Origin of the sequence: Paractinoplanes deccanensis (assembly GCF_016862115.1) — a bacterium.
GTDB classification, from domain to species: Bacteria; Actinomycetota; Actinomycetes; order Mycobacteriales; family Micromonosporaceae; genus Actinoplanes; species Actinoplanes deccanensis.
The window spans coordinates 1-16445 of record NZ_BOMI01000109.1; the positions used below are offsets into that span (position 1 = coordinate 1).

Annotated in this window: 18 protein-coding genes; 8 read left to right on the forward strand and 10 right to left on the reverse strand. The window is 72.1% G+C overall.

Annotation, left to right across the window (positions count from 1 at the left end; all coding sequences use genetic code 11):
• The coding region (locus tag Ade02nite_RS27470) for a hypothetical protein (RefSeq protein ID WP_203770028.1) at positions 1 to 205 on the reverse strand (205 nt) is incomplete at its 3' end.
• A gap of 120 nt (positions 206 to 325) precedes the next feature.
• Here Ade02nite_RS27470 and Ade02nite_RS27475 point away from each other — a divergent pair.
• On the forward strand, positions 326 to 580 hold the full coding sequence (locus tag Ade02nite_RS27475; RefSeq protein ID WP_203770029.1) for a hypothetical protein: 255 nt from the start codon (positions 326 to 328) through the stop codon (positions 578 to 580).
• A 140-nt stretch (positions 581 to 720) separates the two neighbouring features.
• Here the strand turns inward: Ade02nite_RS27475 and Ade02nite_RS27480 are convergent, their stop codons facing one another.
• On the reverse strand, positions 721 to 1428 hold the full coding sequence (locus Ade02nite_RS27480; protein ID WP_203770038.1) for a TetR/AcrR family transcriptional regulator: 708 nt from the start codon (positions 1426 to 1428) through the stop codon (positions 721 to 723).
• A gap of 84 nt (positions 1429 to 1512) precedes the next feature.
• Here Ade02nite_RS27480 and Ade02nite_RS27485 point away from each other — a divergent pair, with 84 nt between their 5' ends.
• The 3 genes from Ade02nite_RS27485 (at position 1513) to Ade02nite_RS27495 (ending at position 5602) form a co-directional block, all read left to right on the forward strand.
• Positions 1513 to 3762, forward strand: coding sequence for an FAD-dependent monooxygenase (locus tag Ade02nite_RS27485; protein ID WP_203770048.1), 2250 nt, complete (start codon positions 1513 to 1515; stop codon positions 3760 to 3762).
• A 92-nt stretch (positions 3763 to 3854) separates the two neighbouring features.
• Positions 3855 to 5246, forward strand: coding sequence for an MFS transporter (locus Ade02nite_RS27490; RefSeq protein WP_203770050.1), 1392 nt, complete (start codon positions 3855 to 3857; stop codon positions 5244 to 5246).
• A complete protein-coding gene (locus Ade02nite_RS27495; RefSeq protein WP_203770051.1) occupies positions 5246 to 5602 on the forward strand; it encodes a GntR family transcriptional regulator in 357 nt (118 codons plus the stop codon). Before Ade02nite_RS27490 ends, Ade02nite_RS27495 begins: the two co-directional genes overlap by 1 nt.
• Positions 5603 to 5606: 4 nt before the next feature.
• Here Ade02nite_RS27495 and Ade02nite_RS27500 read toward each other — a convergent pair whose 3' ends face one another.
• The 3 genes from Ade02nite_RS27500 to Ade02nite_RS27510 are packed head-to-tail and all read right to left on the reverse strand — an operon-like array spanning position 5607 to position 7603.
• A complete protein-coding gene (locus Ade02nite_RS27500) occupies positions 5607 to 6116 on the reverse strand; it encodes an NUDIX hydrolase (RefSeq protein ID WP_203770053.1) in 510 nt (169 codons plus the stop codon).
• Between the two features lie 34 nt (positions 6117 to 6150).
• Positions 6151 to 7002, reverse strand: coding sequence for a GNAT family N-acetyltransferase (locus Ade02nite_RS27505; protein WP_203770055.1), 852 nt, complete (start codon positions 7000 to 7002; stop codon positions 6151 to 6153).
• 31 nt (positions 7003 to 7033) lie between these two features.
• Entirely contained in the window at positions 7034 to 7603 is a 570-nt protein-coding gene (locus tag Ade02nite_RS27510; protein ID WP_203770057.1) for a dihydrofolate reductase family protein, read from the reverse strand.
• 131 nt (positions 7604 to 7734) lie between these two features.
• Between Ade02nite_RS27510 and Ade02nite_RS27515 the strand changes: the two genes are divergently transcribed.
• A complete protein-coding gene (locus Ade02nite_RS27515; RefSeq protein WP_203770059.1) occupies positions 7735 to 8250 on the forward strand; it encodes an NUDIX domain-containing protein in 516 nt (171 codons plus the stop codon).
• Between the two features lie 575 nt (positions 8251 to 8825).
• On the opposite strand, the gene Ade02nite_RS27520 is transcribed toward Ade02nite_RS27515, so the two are convergent.
• On the reverse strand, positions 8826 to 9824 hold the full coding sequence (locus Ade02nite_RS27520; RefSeq protein WP_203770061.1) for an aldo/keto reductase: 999 nt from the start codon (positions 9822 to 9824) through the stop codon (positions 8826 to 8828).
• A gap of 83 nt (positions 9825 to 9907) precedes the next feature.
• Here Ade02nite_RS27520 and Ade02nite_RS27525 point away from each other — a divergent pair, with 83 nt between their 5' ends.
• Genes Ade02nite_RS27525 through Ade02nite_RS27535 form a run of 3 tightly spaced genes read left to right on the forward strand, consistent with a single transcriptional unit; the run spans position 9908 to position 11905 of the window.
• Positions 9908 to 10564 (forward strand): GTP cyclohydrolase II, encoded by a 657-nt coding sequence (locus tag Ade02nite_RS27525; RefSeq protein WP_203770063.1) that lies wholly within the window; start codon positions 9908 to 9910, stop codon positions 10562 to 10564.
• A gap of 10 nt (positions 10565 to 10574) precedes the next feature.
• Positions 10575 to 11435 carry a dioxygenase family protein gene (locus tag Ade02nite_RS27530; protein ID WP_203770065.1) on the forward strand — a complete coding sequence of 287 codons (861 nt, stop codon included), beginning with the start codon at positions 10575 to 10577 and terminating at the stop codon, positions 11433 to 11435.
• On the forward strand, positions 11432 to 11905 hold the full coding sequence (locus Ade02nite_RS27535; RefSeq protein ID WP_203770074.1) for a MarR family winged helix-turn-helix transcriptional regulator: 474 nt from the start codon (positions 11432 to 11434) through the stop codon (positions 11903 to 11905). Before Ade02nite_RS27530 ends, Ade02nite_RS27535 begins: the two co-directional genes overlap by 4 nt.
• Here Ade02nite_RS27535 and Ade02nite_RS27540 read toward each other — a convergent pair.
• The 4 genes from Ade02nite_RS27540 to Ade02nite_RS27555 all read right to left on the reverse strand — a co-directional run bounded on the left by Ade02nite_RS27540 (position 11895) and on the right by Ade02nite_RS27555 (position 16262).
• The gene (locus Ade02nite_RS27540; protein WP_203770081.1) at positions 11895 to 12824 is read right to left on the reverse strand and encodes a DUF3626 domain-containing protein; all 930 of its coding nucleotides are present in this window, start codon (positions 12822 to 12824) and stop codon (positions 11895 to 11897) included. The two genes, Ade02nite_RS27535 and Ade02nite_RS27540, sit on opposite strands and share 11 nt — an antisense overlap.
• The gene (locus Ade02nite_RS27545) at positions 12824 to 13660 is read right to left on the reverse strand and encodes an undecaprenyl-diphosphate phosphatase (protein WP_203770083.1); all 837 of its coding nucleotides are present in this window, start codon (positions 13658 to 13660) and stop codon (positions 12824 to 12826) included. Before Ade02nite_RS27545 ends, Ade02nite_RS27540 begins: the two co-directional genes overlap by 1 nt.
• A gap of 72 nt (positions 13661 to 13732) precedes the next feature.
• The gene (locus Ade02nite_RS27550) at positions 13733 to 14671 is read right to left on the reverse strand and encodes a tyrosine-type recombinase/integrase (protein ID WP_203770091.1); all 939 of its coding nucleotides are present in this window, start codon (positions 14669 to 14671) and stop codon (positions 13733 to 13735) included.
• A 4-nt stretch (positions 14672 to 14675) separates the two neighbouring features.
• Positions 14676 to 16262 carry an ABC-F family ATP-binding cassette domain-containing protein gene (locus Ade02nite_RS27555; RefSeq protein ID WP_239169092.1) on the reverse strand — a complete coding sequence of 529 codons (1587 nt, stop codon included), beginning with the start codon at positions 16260 to 16262 and terminating at the stop codon, positions 14676 to 14678.
• Positions 16263 to 16445 lie beyond the last annotated feature (183 nt).

A 16445-nucleotide genomic window follows, 5' to 3' on the forward strand; every position in this document is an offset into this window, starting at 1 on the left:
CGCGGGCCGCCTGGTCGCGCCGGTCGGCGGCCCGGTCCCGGTTGTCGGCTTTGTGGTCGCGCAGGTCGGCGATCGACGCGCGTTGCTCCGCGTCGATGTCGCGCTGGTCCGCGTGGTGCTGGCGGACGTCGGCCGCGGTGTCCCTTTCGGCCGCGAGCCTTTCCCGCTCCTCGAGTGCGGCGAGACGGTGGTCGTAATCCGACACGCGGTCAGTCTAGCCGCGCTCTTGTCGCGGTGGAACCGTAAAGAGCGCTCGGCCGATGTGGCGCCGACTGCGGGGATGCGGTGTGGCCGGGCCGGTGAAGTCCCGGTGGGTCCGCTTGCGATGGTGGTCTTCGGTGGTCCGGTGGATACTCAGCGCGTGGGCCGGGACGATGTCCAGCCGGCGCAGGACCGTTCCAAGGTCATGTTCGAGCGTCTGGCGCGGGTTGCTGATCGGATCGCCGAGACGGCGAAGGATGGCGCGCGCATCAATGACCAGATGGTCGGCCGGGCGCCTGGTGCGGTGCATCGCGCTGCCTGCTGGCGGCGTCTGGCGGTGGCGGAAGAGGCCGCCAGCCGTGGCATATCGCAATCTTGAAGTGCCGTCGGCCGCGGTGCGGCGGGTCATCGTCGAGTGCCGGCAGCAGGTGCGCCGTCTGGACAGCGTCTCGCCCGGCCGGTCGCAGGCTGCAGCGGATCAGCCCGGATCCGTTTCGCGGTGACGGCACCGTCACACCGTCACCCCAACGAGTGCCGGTGGGTCCGGCGACGCCCGTCAGAACCAGTCACGAGGCCGGCGAGGATGATGTCGAGGCCGGCGAGCAGTTCGTGGCGATCGTCGTGGGCGCGCAGCCGGCCCGCCAGGCGCCGGACGAAGGGGTGCTCGGCCGGGTCGACGTCTTCCCAGTGCCGGGCGACCGCGTCGAGGACCTCGTCGCGGCTGCGGTCGCCGGCGACGGCGTGTGCGTTCCTCGCGTTCTGGCTTGCCACGCCCACGATGTAGCTCACCAGCGTCGAGACTGCCGTGAACAGCGTGTCGTCGGGGACTCCGAGCTCGTCGAGGGGGCGCGCGAGCTGCTCCCAGAGCTGCACCATGGCCGGCTGCCACGGCACGGCGAACAGCTGAGCGGCAATCCAGGGATGGGCGTCGAGGGCGTCGAAGACGCCGAGGGCGACGGCCTGCACGGCCCGTTGCGCAGACGTACCCGGAACGGGTTTCTCGAGCGCCGGTGTGAGGGCGCCGACGGTGGCCGCGACCAGGAGCTCCGCCTTGTTCGCCACGTGCCATTGGATGGCGCCGTGGCCGGTCTCCAATTCCAGGGCCAGCGCCCGGAAGGTGAGCCCGCTCTCGCCGTGCGCGTCGAGGAGTCTGATCGCCGCGTCGACGATCAGCTCTCTGGTGAGCCCGGCCGGGCGCGGGCTGGGGGACCGACTCGTTTTCGTCACACCCCCATCGTGACATGACTGGTACGACGTACCATAGCGTGGTACGTCGTACCAGACGTGCTTGTCCGCCGGGAGGGAAACACCGTGACGACACCAGTGACGATCATCGGAGCCGGCCTGGGCGGCCTGACCCTGGCCCGGGTCCTGCACCTGCACGGCATCCCGGCAACCGTCTACGAGCGGGACCCCTCGGCCGAGGCGCGCACCCAGGGCGGCCAGCTCGACATCCACGAGCACACCGGCCAGGCGGCCCTCGAAGCCGCCGGGCTGACGGAGCGGTTCCGGGCGCTCATCCACCAGGGAGCCGAGGCGACCCGGGTCCTGAGCCCGCAGGGTGCCGTGCTGTTCGAGGAGCCCGACGACGGATCCGGCGGCCGCCCCGAGGTGCTGCGCGGCGATCTGCGCCGGCTCCTTCTGGACTCCCTGCCGCCCGGCACGGTGCAGTGGGGCCGCAAGCTTACCGGCGTCACCGGCCTCGGCGCGGGCCGTCATGAGGTGAGCTTCGCGGACGGCTCGACGGTCACCACCGAGCTTCTCGTCGGCGCGGACGGAGCCTGGTCGAAGGTGCGCCCGCTGCTGTCCGATGCCACGCCGGGGTACGCCGGGGCGACCTTCGTCGAGACCTACCTGTACGACGTCGACGAGCGCCACCCGCGGACCGCGGCCGCGGTCGGCGCCGGGGTGATGTACGCGCTCAGCCCGGGCAAGGGCATCACCGCGCATCGGGAAGCCGGCGGGGTGATCCACACCTATGTCGAGCTCGCCCGGTCCGAGCAGTGGCTCGCCGGCATCGACTTCACCGACGCCGCGGCCGCCTCCGCGCGGATCGCCGCGGAGTTCGAAGGCTGGGCACCCGAACTGCTCGCGCTCATCACCGACGGCCAGCGGCCGCCGGTCGCACGGATGATCTACGCGCTGCCCGGCGACCACCGCTGGCGGCGCACGCCCGGTGTCACGCTCCTCGGCGACGCCGCGCACCTGATGCCGCCGTCCGGCGAAGGCGCGAACCTGGCCATGCTCGACGGCGCCGAGCTCGCCCAGGCGCTGGCCGCGAACCCGAACGATGTGCCGGCTGCGCTCGCCCGCTTCGAAACGGCGATGTTCGCCCGCAGCAGCGCCGAAGCCGGCACCGCGCACGTCATCCAGGACCTGTGCCTCGGCGAGCGCGCCCCGTACGCGTTCCTCGGGTTCATCGGCGGCCACGGCCTGGACTGGGTGCCGGCGTGGGGCCAGGCCGTCGCGGACTACCGGGCCGAGGACGACGAGCCGGACTTCGACGACGTCACCCTGCGGATGACCGTGCCCGCCGGCATCGGCGGCAGCCACGTCCGGGTAGAGCTCAGCAACCGCTTCGCCGACGCTCCCGTGCGCATCGGGCACGCCGCGATCGGCGTCGGCGACCGCTTCGTCGAGGCGACCTTCCACGGCCGGCCCTCGGTGCAGATCCCCGCCGGCGTCTCGCGGTGGACCGACCCGATCGCGTTGCCCGTGGCCAAGGGCGATGACGTCCTCATCGACCTCTACCTGCCCGAGCCCACCCCGTACGCGACGGCCGCCGGGTTCCGCTTCGACCGTTCGGGGCCCGGAGATTTCACCGGTGCCCCTCGACTCCCGCGTGCGTCCGTCGCGCCCGACCCGGCCGGATGGTCCCTGCCCGCCGGGGGCCCGTTCCTGCGCACCGTCGAGGTCGCCGGCACCGAGCCGCAAGCCGTCATCGTGGCCTTCGGCAGCTCCAGCACCGCCATGGGCTGGCCGCAGTACGCCGCCGGCCTCCTGCCCGCCGAGGCCCGCATCGCCGTCGTCAACCGCGGCATCCCCGGCAACCGCCTCCTGCGCGACGCACCCGAGCAGGCACCCGCGTGGGGACAGAGTGGACTGCGCCGCTTCGACGACGACGTGCTCGGCACCGCGGGCGCCACCCACCTGGTCATCGCCTACAACAGCAACGACTGGGGCCTGCCCGGCCGCACCACTCCGATCGACGAGATGCCCACCATCGACCAGCTCATCGCCGGCTACCAGCACCTGATCGACCGGGCCGAGGCGGCCGGGATCGCGGTGATCCTCGCGACCATCACCCCGCTCGGCCCGGAACTGCGCACCGACCCGCACCGCGAGCAACTGCGGCAGCAGCTGAACCACTGGATCCGCACCGGCGGCCACGAGTGCGTCGACTTCGACGCGGCGCTGCGCTCACCGGCCGATCCCACCCGGCTAGAGGCGGACTACGCGGCGCCCGACGGCACCCACCCCAACATCAACGGATCCCGGCGCCTCGCCCAGACGATGATCGACGCGCTCGCTCGCGCCGGCACGGCCGGCGCACCTCGGTAGATGCCGCCTGTCCCCGTTGGCCTGCCATGGCCCATCGGCTAGTCTCCTGCGCGTGCGGGCAAACGGCCCGGTATCTCGAAGGGCTTGCCCGCATGACGGCAGACAAGTTTTCGCAGGTGGATCGGGGTGCCGCGACCGCCGGCCCGCGGGAGCGGCGCGGCTGGTACATGTACGACTGGGCCAACTCGGCCTTCCAGACCACCGTCATCACCGTGTTCCTCGGGCCGTTCCTCACCACGGTCACCGAGATCGCGGCCGGTTGCCCGCTGGGCACGGACGACTGCACCGGCCGGGTGCATCCGCTCGGGATCACGGTCGCGGCCGGGTCCTTCTACCCGTACGTGGTGTCGCTGTCGGTGCTGCTCACCGTCTTCGTGCTGCCGGTGATGGGTGCCGTCGCCGACCGGGCGCCGCGCAAGAAGCCGCTGCTGGCCGCGGCCGCGTTCACCGGGGCGGCGGCGACGATCGCGATGGCGTTCGTGACCGGGGACCGCTACCTGCTCGGCGGGGTGCTGTTCCTCATCGCGAACATCTCGTTCGGGGCGGCGATCGTCGTCTACAACTCGTTCCTGCCGCAGCTGGCCGGCCCCGACGACCGGGACCGGCTGTCCAGCCGGGGCTGGGCGATCGGCTACCTCGGCGGCGGGCTGCTGCTGGCGTTCAACCTGGTCGCGGTCACCGTGCTGTCGATCGACGGCAACGATCAGCGGACCCTGGACATCGCCCGCTGGTGCATCGTGTCGGCCGGGATCTGGTGGGCCGCCTTCACCGTCGTACCGCTGCTGTGGCTCAAGGAACACCCCGGCGCGGCGGCGACGGCGGCGCACGGCGGCAACGTGCTCACCGACGGGTTCAAGCAGCTCGGCCGCACGATCCGCGGCATCCGCGCGTACCCGCTGACGTTGTTCTTCCTGCTCGCCTACCTGATCTACAACGACGGCATCCAGACCGTGATCACCCTGGCCAGCCAGTACGGCACCGAGGAGCTCGACCTCGAACAGTCCACGCTGATCATCACGATCCTGATCGTGCAGTTCTTGGCGTTCGGCGGCGCGCTGCTGCTGGGCGCGATGGCCGCCCGCGTCGGCGCCAAGCGCACCGTGCTGTTCAGCCTCGCCCTGTGGCTCGCCGTGATCATCGCCGCGTACTGGCTGCCGGCCGGCGAGCCGCTGCCGTTCATGCTGCTCGGCGCCGCGATCGGCCTGGTCCTCGGCGGCAGCCAGGCCCTGTCGCGCAGCCTGTTCTCCCAGCTGATCCCGGCCGGCAAGGAGGGCGAGTACTACGGCTTCTACGAGATCAGCGACAAGGGCACCAGCTGGCTCGGCCCGCTCGCCTTCGGCCTGATCTTCCAGCTGACCAACAGCTACCGCGTCGGCATCGTGTCGCTGGTCGTGTTCTTCCTGGTCGGTGGCATCCTGCTCGCGTTCGTGCCGATGCGCCGCGCCATCACCGAAGCCGGCAACACACCCCCGAGACTGATCTGATGGACATCACGATCGACGCGTCGTCGCCGACCCCGCCGTACGAGCAGGTCCGCCTGCGCATCGCCGAGCTCGCCGCCGACGGCACCCTGGCCGCCGGCGAGAAGCTCCCGCCGGTACGAGCCCTCGCCGCCACCCTGGGCCTGGCCGCCAACACCGTCGCCCGTGCCTACCGCGAGCTCGAGCTGGCCGGTCTCGTCGAGACCCGCGGCCGGCTCGGCACCGTGATCACCGCCCGCGCTTCCGGCACCAACGTGCAAGCCCAAAAGGCAGCTGCCGCGTACGCCGAGCGCACGCGCGCGCTGGGCGTGGCCCCGGAGACCGCCCTCAAGCTGGTGCGCGCGGCCCTCGGCCTCTGACCCGTCATTCCGTGCGCAGGCGGGCGCTCAGCTGCTCCGCGGAGCCGGCCGGCACGAACCAGGGTGCCGCGTCCGGCTGCGCTGTCGTCTCGATGCGCAGCTTCGCCAGGGCGTTGACCGCGGGCAGCTCGTCCGGCGCGAACCAGCCCACCTCCAGCGACTCGTCGCCGTCCGGCCGGGCCTCGCCGCCCACCGCCCGGCACCGGAACCACACGGTCAGATACGACACGCGGTCCCCGTTCGGGTAGGTCGCCTCGTGCACCGCCACCCCCGCCAGCCGCTCGACCTGCGCCCGGACCCCGGTCTCCTCGAAGATCTCCCGCACGATCGCGTCCGCCGGCTGCTCGCCCGGCTCGATCATCCCGGCCGGCAGCGCCCACTGCCCGTTGTCCGAGCGCCGCAGCAGCAGGATCCGCCCCTGCTCGTCGCGGACGACCGAGCTGGCCCCCGGCAGCAGCAACAGGTCATGGCCCACATGCGCGCGCATCTTCGACACATACTCAGGAACAGGCATACCGGGCACGCTAGATGATCACGGCAACCTCCGGCTACGCCGGTGGCACCCACTGGTAGTGCCTGGACGTGGTGATCTCCTGGAAGCCGTACCGGCGCAGAATGGGCGCGCTCGCCGGCGACGCGTCGACGTGCAACAGCCGAAAGCCACGTTCGACGGCCTCGCGCGCGCGGGCGGCCACCAGGGCGCTGTAGAGGCCACGCCCCCGCCATTGCGGCACCGTCGTGCCGCCGAGCAGCGCGACGAACTCCGTCCCCCGTTGGTACACCGACCACGCGCTGCTGACCACCTGCCCGCCGGCCTCGGCGACCAGCACGGTGATCTGCCCGGGATCGGCCGTCACCCGGCCTGTCAGGTCGTCCGCCACCCAGGAGCAGTCGAACCCCCACACCCGCGTCTGCTGCTCGGCGATGCGCCGCATGTCCTGCGCCCCGACTGCCCGCCGCAGCACGACACCGTCAGGCTCCCTGCCCACCTCGCCGGCCCGACCGTTCACCTGAGCGGCCCCACCGGCTTTACCGGCCGCCCGCGCGGCTTTACCGGCCACTTCGGCCGCGGGGCCGATCAGCACCGCGGCCGGCTCCCCCGCCACAAAGCCGGCCGCGACCAGCCGCTCCGGCAGCTCCGCGGGCAGATCGTGAGCCCGGACCTTCCACTCCACGCCCTGACCGCGGGCCGCGAAGAAGTCCCGCTGACGCGCGATCAGACCGTCCAGCTGCGCTCCGGCAACCCCGAGGTCGCGCGGCGCCCGGACCCGCCCCAGGTGCGTGCCCACCACCCGCACGACGGGCCCGTCACGCTCGTAGAAAACCCCCTCCGGCAGGGCGTCAGCCGGTATCCGCATCCGAGCGTCATAAGCGGCCAGCAGCTCAGCGACATCGACCATGGCTCACACGATCGCAGATCCACACCACCGGTCAGGCCGGCACTCGCGCGGGCCGGTACCGCAGGGCGATCGCCCCCGACCGGAAGTCCTGCCGCTCCACGAGCTCGAGCTCGACGCGTTCGCGCAGACCGGCGAGCAACGTCGGCCCGTGCCCGGCAAGGACCGGCTGCACCACAAACGCGTACTCGTCGATCAGTCCCAGGTCGGCCAAGGCCAGGGGCAGCGTCACGCCACCCACGAACAGGGTCTCGCCCGGCTCCTGCTTGAGTCGCCGAACCGCCTGCCCCAGGTCGCCCCGCACCAGCTCGGCATTCCAGTCGGCCGTGCTCAGCGTGCTCGACACGACGTACTTCTTCGCCCCGTCGATGGCCTCGGCGAACGGCATCTGCCACTCACCCATCCAGTCCGGCCACACACCGCTGGCCGGCCGCCGCCACGCCGACTCCATCATCTCGTAGGTCACCCGCCCGAACAGCAGCGCATCGGCCCCTGCCATCTCCGCCGTCCAGTAGCGCATCGACTCCTCGTCGGGCGCGAGCCCAGCCTCGTGATGGCAGCACCCGTCAAGCGTCACGTTGATCGAGTATCGAAGCGTGCGCACTCTCGTCCTCTCCTCGACAACCGCCGTCCGCGTTCCCGGCTCCGCCTGGATCCCCCGTTGCAGAGTCATCGCTCGATCTCCCGGTTGATAGTCTGCGGCCGTGCCGATCATCAGCCTCGCTGCCGCGTCCGATGCGCGATGACGCCGGGAGGGTGCGCCGCGCGGTCCGCGCGGTGATCCTTGACGAGGACGACCGTATCCTGCTCTGCCGGTTCGACTTCCCGCACCCGGCCGTACCCGAGCAAGCGAAGGCCGTCTGGGCGGCACCGGGCGGCGGCATCGAGCCCGGCGAGGACCCGCTGACGGCTCTGCGCCGTGAACTGCGCGAGGAGACCGGTCTGGCGATCACCGCCGACCCGCCGCACATCTGGCACCAGGAGATCGCGGCCGCCGACCATCCGCGGGCCCGCGGCGGCATCGTCAACGACTATTTCCTCATCCGCGCGAGCCACTTCCCGCCCCGCGGCGACCTGACCGACGACCAGCTCGCCACAGAGGAGAACCTGGGCGCGTTCCGCTGGTGGCGGCTCCGGGAGATCGCCGGCCACACGGGACCCGAGCTGTTCTCACCCCGCGACCTCACCACATCCTTGACATCGCTGCTCACGGCGGGTCCCCCGGCCCGGCCGCTGCAACTCGGCCTCTAGCAGCCGCCCGCACGGCCGGCCGAATCGCTCGCGTAACTCAACGGGACGCCCGCGGCTCAAACCCGTCAGTCACAATGTTCACGCCAGAGCCCCGGACCCAAGCCACCAACCCGCGCAACCGGCCTGGAATTGCCGATGGACCAACAACGAAGCGTGCCTGCGTGACCGATCTGCCCTGCCCGCACCACAGCGCGGCAGCGAACAACGACCCCAACGGCCGCAAGGGGACCACCCACGCCGACCCCGTTGCCGGCGGCGATGGACCACCGACTGGCCGTCACCGGGCACCAGGCAAGGTGGAGGGTCGGGGGTGCGCACTCTCGGCATAAAGCGAAGCCAGCCGCGAGTGCGTACCCCCGACCCTCCGCCGTCAACCGCAAGCAAGTCCAACCCACCCAGCCGCCACCGTCAGGCAGAACCGTTCCCCTGTGGACAACGCCGACGGCGCGGTGCCGGGCCTGTGTATAACTCGGCTGAGCCGCTTGACAGCCGCTAACCTGGGCGGTGGCCCCCGGGTGGGTGGGCCTGGTGGGTGGGGGCTTGTTTGCCGTCCCGGGCCGGCAGGGCGCCGAAAGCTAAACCCGTGCCGCCCCCAGCACCCACTCCGCCGTCTGCGCGATGAAGTCGTTCGGAAACCCCGCCTCGAACCCCGTGGCCCCTTCCAGCCGCGCACATTCCTCCGCCGACAGCCGCACCTGCACCGCCCCCAGGTTGTCCCGCAGTTGCTCCGCGCTGCGCGCCCCCACCATCGGGAAGACGTTGCCCGCCCGGCTCATCGTCCACGCGATCGCCACCTGCGCCGCCGGCACTGCCCGCTCCTCGGCGACCGCCCGCACCACCGCCGCGACCTGATGCGCCCGCTCCCCCAGCCCCGCCGGGTCGAACCGGGACCGCTCCGGCGTCGCACCCCCGCTGTACTTTCCGCTCAGCACCCCGCCCGCCAGGGGGCTCCACGCCGCCACCCCCAGTCCCAGCGCCGACGCCATCGGCAGCAGCTCCCGTTCGATGTCGCGCTGCAGCAGGCTGTACGGCACCTGCAACCCCACGAACGGGCTCCACCCACGCCATTCGGCCAGGGTGTTCGCGCGGGCCACCACCCACGCCGGCGCGTCCGAGATCCCCACGTACAGGATCTTGCCGGCCCGGACCGCGTCGTCGAGGGCCCGCATGGTCTCCTCGATCGGGGTAGCCTGGTCCCACATGTGCACCCAGTACAGGTCCAGGTAGTCCGTGCCGAGCCGGCGCAGGCTGGTCTCGAGCGAGGCGCGCAGGTTCTTGCGGGCGTTGCCGGCCGCGTTGGGGTCGCGCCGGTCCCGCGACACCGTGTATTTGCTGCCCAGGACGAACTGGTCGCGCCGGCCGGCGAGGAGCTTGCCGAGGATCTCCTCGCTCGCCCCGTCCCGGTAGTTGATCGCCGTGTCGATGGTGTTGCCGCCCGCTTCGGCGTACGCGTCGAGGATGCGCGCGCATTCCTCGGGCGGCGCGCCGACGCCGCCCTGCTCGCCGAAGGTCATCGCACCGAGGATCAGCTCCGAGACGCGCAGCCCGCTCGCGCCCAAGGTCCGGTAATTCATGCGCGCGAATCTACTCCGCGGGTGGTGTACGACACTCCCCGCAGTATTTGATGTTTCAACATTCTGCGGCGATGCTTGATCACATGACGGTCACACTGACGGCGGCCACGGTCCGCACCCATGTCGAGGTGCCTCTGCGCTTTCCCGACGGGTTCGCCACCACCGCCGACGTCTTCACCTTCACCGGGCTCGCCGACGGCCGCGAGCACCTCGCGCTCGGCCTCGGCCCGTGGCGGGCCGCGCCCGCCGGCGGCGACGCTCCCCTCGTGCGCCCGCACAGCGAATGCCTGACCGGTGACGTCTTCGGCAGCCGGCGCTGCGACTGCGGCCCGCAGCTGCGCGAGGCCGCCGAGCGGATCTCCGCCACCGGCGGGTTCCTGCTGTACCTGCGCCAGGAGGGCCGCGGCATCGGCCTGTACGCCAAGCTGGACGCGTACGCGCTGCAGGACCGCGGCCTGGACACGTACGAGGCGAACCTGGCCCTCGGCCACGGCGAGGACGAGCGGGACTACACCGCCGCCGCGCAGATGCTGTTCGCGCTCGGCGCCGGCCGGATCCGGCTGCTGAGCAACAACCCCGACAAGGCCGCCCAGCTCGACCGGCTCGGTGTCACCGTCGCCGAGCGCGTGCCCACCGGCGTGCACCTGTCCGACGCCAACGCGCGGTATCTGACCGCCAAGCGCGACCACACCGCGCACACGCTCGACCTGCCCACGATTCCCGCCCAGCGCACCGCCTGAAGGACCGCCGATGGACGCCCTGATTCCCGCCGCGCACCCCTTTCGCCGGCACCTCGACCGGGTCGCCACGCTCGGCGCGCACCGCCCCTGGACGCCCGCCGACGCGCCGATGCCGTCGCTGTACCTGAGCCACGGCGCCCCGCCGACGTTCGAGGACGACGTGTGGATGCGCCAGCTGCACGACTGGGCCCGCGACCTGCCCCGCCCCACCGCCGTCCTGATCGTCAGCGCCCACTGGGAGTCCGCACCCCTGGCGATCTCCAGCTCGGCCGCGCACACCGATCTGGTGTACGACTTCGGCGGCTTCAGCCCGCTGTACTACCGGATGCGCTACGACACTCCCGACGCGGGCGACCTGGCCCGGCAGGTCACCGCGCTGATGCCGCAGACCGTGCACGAGCACACCGGCCGCGGCCTCGACCACGGCGCCTGGGTCCCCCTGAAGATCATGTACCCGGAGGCGGACGTCCCGGTCCTGCAGCTGAGCATCCCCACCCACGACGCCGCGACGCTGCTCGGCCTCGGCGAGCGGCTGCGCCCGCTGCGCGAGCAGGGCGTCCTGGTGATCGGCTCCGGGTTCATGACGCACGGGCTGCCGTTCCTCACCCGGGCGATGCTGGCCGGGCACGTGCCGGGCTGGTCGTCGGACTTCGACCAGTGGGCCGCCGAGGCGCTCGCGCGCGGCGACGTCGACGAGCTCGCCGCGTTCCGGGACAAGGCCCCCGGCATGCCGTACGCGCATCCGACGGTCGAGCATTTCACGCCGCTGTTCGTCACGCTGGGCGCCGCGGCCGACCCCACCGGCCCGGTCCGCACCGCCATCGACGGCTACGCGATGGGGTTCGCCAAGCGCTCGTTCCAGACCGCATGAGCACGGCCGCCGACGACGGCAGCCCGCGCTGGCTCGACGAGCACGAGATGGGCGCCTGGCTCAACCTCGCGCAGATCCTGATGATGCTGCCCGCCGCCCTGGACCGGCAGCTGCGCGAGGACACCGGCATCCCGCACGCCTACTACCAGATCCTGGCCACGCTCAGCGCCACCGCCGAGCGGTGCATGCGGATGAGCGACCTCGCCAGGGCCGTCGGCACCACCCCGAGCCGGCTGTCGCACGCGGTCGCCAGCCTCGAACAGCGCGGCTGGGTCGAACGCCGCGCCTGCCCCAGCGACCGGCGCGGTCAGGTCGCCCACCTCACCGGCGCGGGCCTGGCCACCCTCAAGGCCGCCGCGCCCGGCCACGTCGCCGAGGTGCGCCGGCTCATCTTCGACCACCTGGACGCGGGCGACGTGGCCCAGCTGCGCGCGGTCACCGCGAAGCTGCTGCCGGCGCTCAACCCTTGAGCACCAGGATGTGCCACACGTATTTGAGCAGTTGCAGCACGTCCGCCGGGGACCCGAACGACGACCACGTCCGCGGCTCCCGGGCGGCCCGGCCCACCAGCTCGGCGTCGAGCACGTCGCGGCCGTAGCGGGCGGCCACCGCGGCGGCCAGCGGCGGCACCTGCGGCCCGCGCAGATCGGCCGGGAACGACGAGGCGGGCAGCCGGAACCCGGGCGCCCAGCGCAGCGGGACGCCGGCGGCACGCAGGTGCTCCTCCACCGGCGTACCGCGAAACGACGGGTCGGCCACGACGGCCGTGACGTCACCGGCGAGGGTGAGCCCGCCGTGGATCTGCGCCTCGACGTAGTCGTCCATCGCCCGGCCCGGCGCCGTGCGCGGCTCCCCCAGCGCCCGCACCCATGCGTCCGGGTCGTCCGCCGGCAGGTTCAGCGCCCGGCCGGTGCGGGCCACCTCGTCCAGCAGCGCCTGCCACACCGCCCCGAACGTGCTCGCCGTGCCCACGACCCGCGGCTCGGTGACGCTGTCGCCGTGACTGAACGTGGCCCGCGCCGACACCGCCGGGTCGAGCACCAGATGGCAGCTGCCGAAGCGCGGCGACGCCCCGTCGGGATAGCCGGCCAGGTTCAGCCCGCCGTAGACGGGCCGGCCCGCCGCACCCGTGTACGCGCCGCCGAACATGCGGTGCTCCCACCGGTCGCGGTCGCCGCCCGGATAGGCGGTCAGGCCGCCGTTGGAGATGCCCGTCTCGAACTGGCTGCGGTACACGCCGTCGGTGGCCAGATGCTCGGCCACGCTGCGCCCGTCGGCGAGCAGCCGGTCCGGGTGGAAGCTCACCGTGATCGGCGCGGGCGGCACCGGCCGGGCGGCCGGGTACAGCGCCCGCACGTGCGCGAGCGCCCGCTCCGCCGGCGACGACACTACTGCGCCTCGATCGTGCCCGTCACCAGCAGCACGATCAGCAGCAGGCCCAGCACGATGCGGTAGAAGATGAAGATGCTGTACGAGTGCCGCGAGATGAACTTCAGCAGCCAGTTCACCGAGAAGTACGCCACCACGAAGCTCACCGCCGTGGCGACCAGCGTGTTCGTCCAGCCCACCCCGTCGGCGATGTTGCCCGCTTCCTCATAGCCCTGCAGCAGCGACGCGCCCAGCAGCGCCGGGATCGACAGGAAGAACGACAGCTTCGTCACGGTGACCCGGTCGAAGTCGCGCAGCAGGCCCGCCGACATCGTCGCGCCCGAGCGGGACACGCCGGGGATCAGCGCCAGGCACTGCACCGTACCGATGATCAGCGAGTCCTTCCAGGTGACGTCGTCCTCGTGGCGCACCTGGGTGGCCGCGTGGTCGGCGAACGCCATCACGCCGCTCCACAGGATCAGCGCCCCGGCGACGAACCACAGGCTGCGCAGCGTCGTCTCGACCTGGTCCTTGAACAGCAGCGCCGCGATGACGATCGGGATCGCGCCGAGGATCACCGCCCACCCGAACCGGTAGTCCGGGTTGTCCCGCTTGGCCTTGCTGAACAGCCCCGCCAGAAACGCCGGCACGATCCGCGCGATGTCCTTGCGCAGGAACAGGATCGTCGCCAGCACCGCACCCGACTGGATGATCACCGTGAAGGCGGTGATGTCGGGGTCGTCGAGCCGGTAGCCGAGCAGCTTCTCCAGGATGGTCAGATGGCCGGTGCTCGACACGGGCAGGAACTCGGTGAAACCCTCCACCGCTCCGAGCAGCACCGCTTCGATGATGTTCAATACCTACGCCCACCCTTGGTTCCGCCGCTTTTAGCATGATCTGCACGCCGCGGGACAGCATAGGCCCGGCCGTCACCCTCCGGTGCGGCGGACCCGCGCGGCGGCGATCGTGTACGCGGGATCACGATCAAGGTTGTGCCGGTCCCGATCGTAGCGGCGCGTCGTGCGCGGATCCGCGTGCCCCATCGCGTCCTGAACGTCTTCCAGCGGTACGCCCTCGGCCCGCGCCGTGGTCGCGAACGCGTGCCGCAGCGAGTGCGGCGACAACCGGTCGGCGCCCGCGATCCCGGCCTCGCGGGCCAGCCGCCGCACGAGCCGGAACACCGCATGCCGGTCCAGGCGCGCCCCCGTCGACGTGACGAACAGCGGCCCCTCCTGCTCGCCGCGCACCGCCAGGTAGGCGTCGAGCGCCTGCGACGCGCCCGGGGTCAGCGCCCGCCGGCGCGGCCGGCCGCCCTTGCCGACGAACCGGACCGTGCGGTGCCCGCGCTCCCAGCCCAGGTCGCCCAGGTCGAGCCCGACGAGCTCCCCGACGCGCAGCCCCAGGTCGGCCAGGAACGTCAGCGCCGCGAAATGCCGCGGCCCCGCCGCCTCGGCCGCCCGCAGCAGGGCGTCGACCTCCTCCGGCGACAGCCCCACCGTCGACGAATGGTCGCGCGACACGTACGGCCGGTCCGCGCCGCCGACCGGGTTGCCGTCGATCGCCCGCAGTTTGACCAGGAAGTCGTACCAGCTCGACACGCCCGACAGCTTGCGCGCCACCGTCGCCGGCGCGAGCCCCTGCGCCTCCAGGCCACGCGCGTACGCGTTCACGTCCAGGAACGTGGTCTTCAACGGGTCGGCGCCCCGCTGCGCGCACCACGCCAGCCACGCCCGCACATCACGCCGGTACGCGGCCCGGGTGTGCTCCGACAACCTGCGGTTCGCCAGCCACGCCTCGGTGACCTGCTCCGCCGGGCCGCCGATCGCGACCTCGCCACCCTGCCTCGGGACCACGTGCATGGCCCCCATCGTGTCAGCTCTCGATCACTTCCCCGGCCGCGACATGCCAGCGCCGGCCGAACCCCACCGCATCGGCGAAGTACCGGTCGTGGGTCACCACCACCAGCGTCCCCCGGTAGCGGCGCAGCGCCTCCTCCACCACGTCGAGCGCGTCGAAGTCGAGGAAGTTCGTCGGCTCGTCCAGCAGCAGCACCCGCGCCGGGCTGTTGACCAGCACCGCCAGCAGCAGCCGGCGCAGCTCACCGGCGGACAGGCTGCGCAGCCGCGCCTCCCACTGGTCCGGGCCGAACTGGTGCCCGCGCAGCAGCCTCTCCGCGTCGTCGACATAGACCGGCACGTGCTCGCGGAAGAACGCCATCACCGTCTGATCGGTGCGCAGCCCGTCACTGGTCTGCGGTAGCGCGGCCGCCTCCACCCGCTCACCCAGCGCCCGCAGCAGCGTCGTCTTGCCCGCCCCGTTGCGCCCGGTGATCAAAATCCGGTCACCGCGGCGCACCGTCACGTCGACCCCGTCGAGCAGCAGCCGGTCACCGGCCTTCACCTGCAACCCGCGCGCCTCGAGCACCACCTCGCCCGGATCGTCGGCGTCCTGCGGGAACGCCAGCGTCAACGGCGGCCGGCGCCGCGGCTGCGCGATCCACCGCACCGACTCCATCTGCCGGCGCAGCCGCCGCTCGCGCACCTTCGCCTTACGCGCCACCAGCCGCGCCACCCGCCGCAGGTGCGGCGCCGTCGCCCCCGAGCGCACCGTGTTCTCGACCCCGCGCGCGTGCTCCTTGGTGCGCTCGATGTCCGCCTCCCACCGGCGGCGGTCCTTCTCCTGCGCCTCGAAGTCCAGCAGCAGCCGCTCCCAGCGCCGCTGCTTCTCCGCCCGGTAGGCCGTGTAGCCGCCACCCGGATAGTCCTGCGGCTCCTCGTCGATACCGTCCAGCTCGACGATGCGGGTCACCACGGCGTCCAGGAACGCCCGGTCGTGACTGACGGTCAAGACCCCACCCGGGTACGCCGTGAGCCAGCCCTGCAGCCACGCCACCCCGTCGGCGTCCAGATGGTTCGTCGGCTCGTCCAGCAGCAACACGTCCGGCTCGTCCAGCAACGCCCGGGCCAGCAGCAACCGCGCCTGCTCCCCGCCGCTGACCGCGTGCAGAGGCAGATCGTCAGGCAACTCGGCGATGTCGAGCCGCTGCCGGATCTCCGCGATCCGCGCCTCGGCCGTCCACCCCTGCAACGCCGTCCACCGCTCCTGCACGGCCCCGTACTCTCCGAGCACGTCCTCACCCGCGGCCAGCCGCGCCTCCAGCTCCCGCATCCGCGCGGTCACCTCGGCCAGCTCACCGAGACCGCCGGTCAGGAAAGCCCCGACCGTGCCCTGCGGATCGGGCATCTGCTGGGCCACATAACCGACCCGCGTGCCCGGACCGTGCGTGACGCTGCCCTGCGACGGCGCGAGCTCACCGGCCAGCACCCGCAGCAGCGTCGTCTTGCCGGCCCCGTTCGGCCCCACCACACCGATCCGGTCGCCGTCACCCAGCACCAGATCGAACCCGGAGAACAGCGGGTCGCCGTCATGCGCCCGGCCGAGCGCCACAGCCTTCAACAAGGAGAACCTCCCACAAGCAGAAACCGACAGGGGGTACGCACACACGTCGGCTCGCATCACATGGGAAGAAGCAACTCCTCGGCCCGTCAACAGAAGCGGCTACCACCTTGCCCCGCGCCGGACAGACCCGCAACCGTTTTGCGCGCTACCAACTTCCTCTGGCGCCAATCGGTTTGCTGTGGA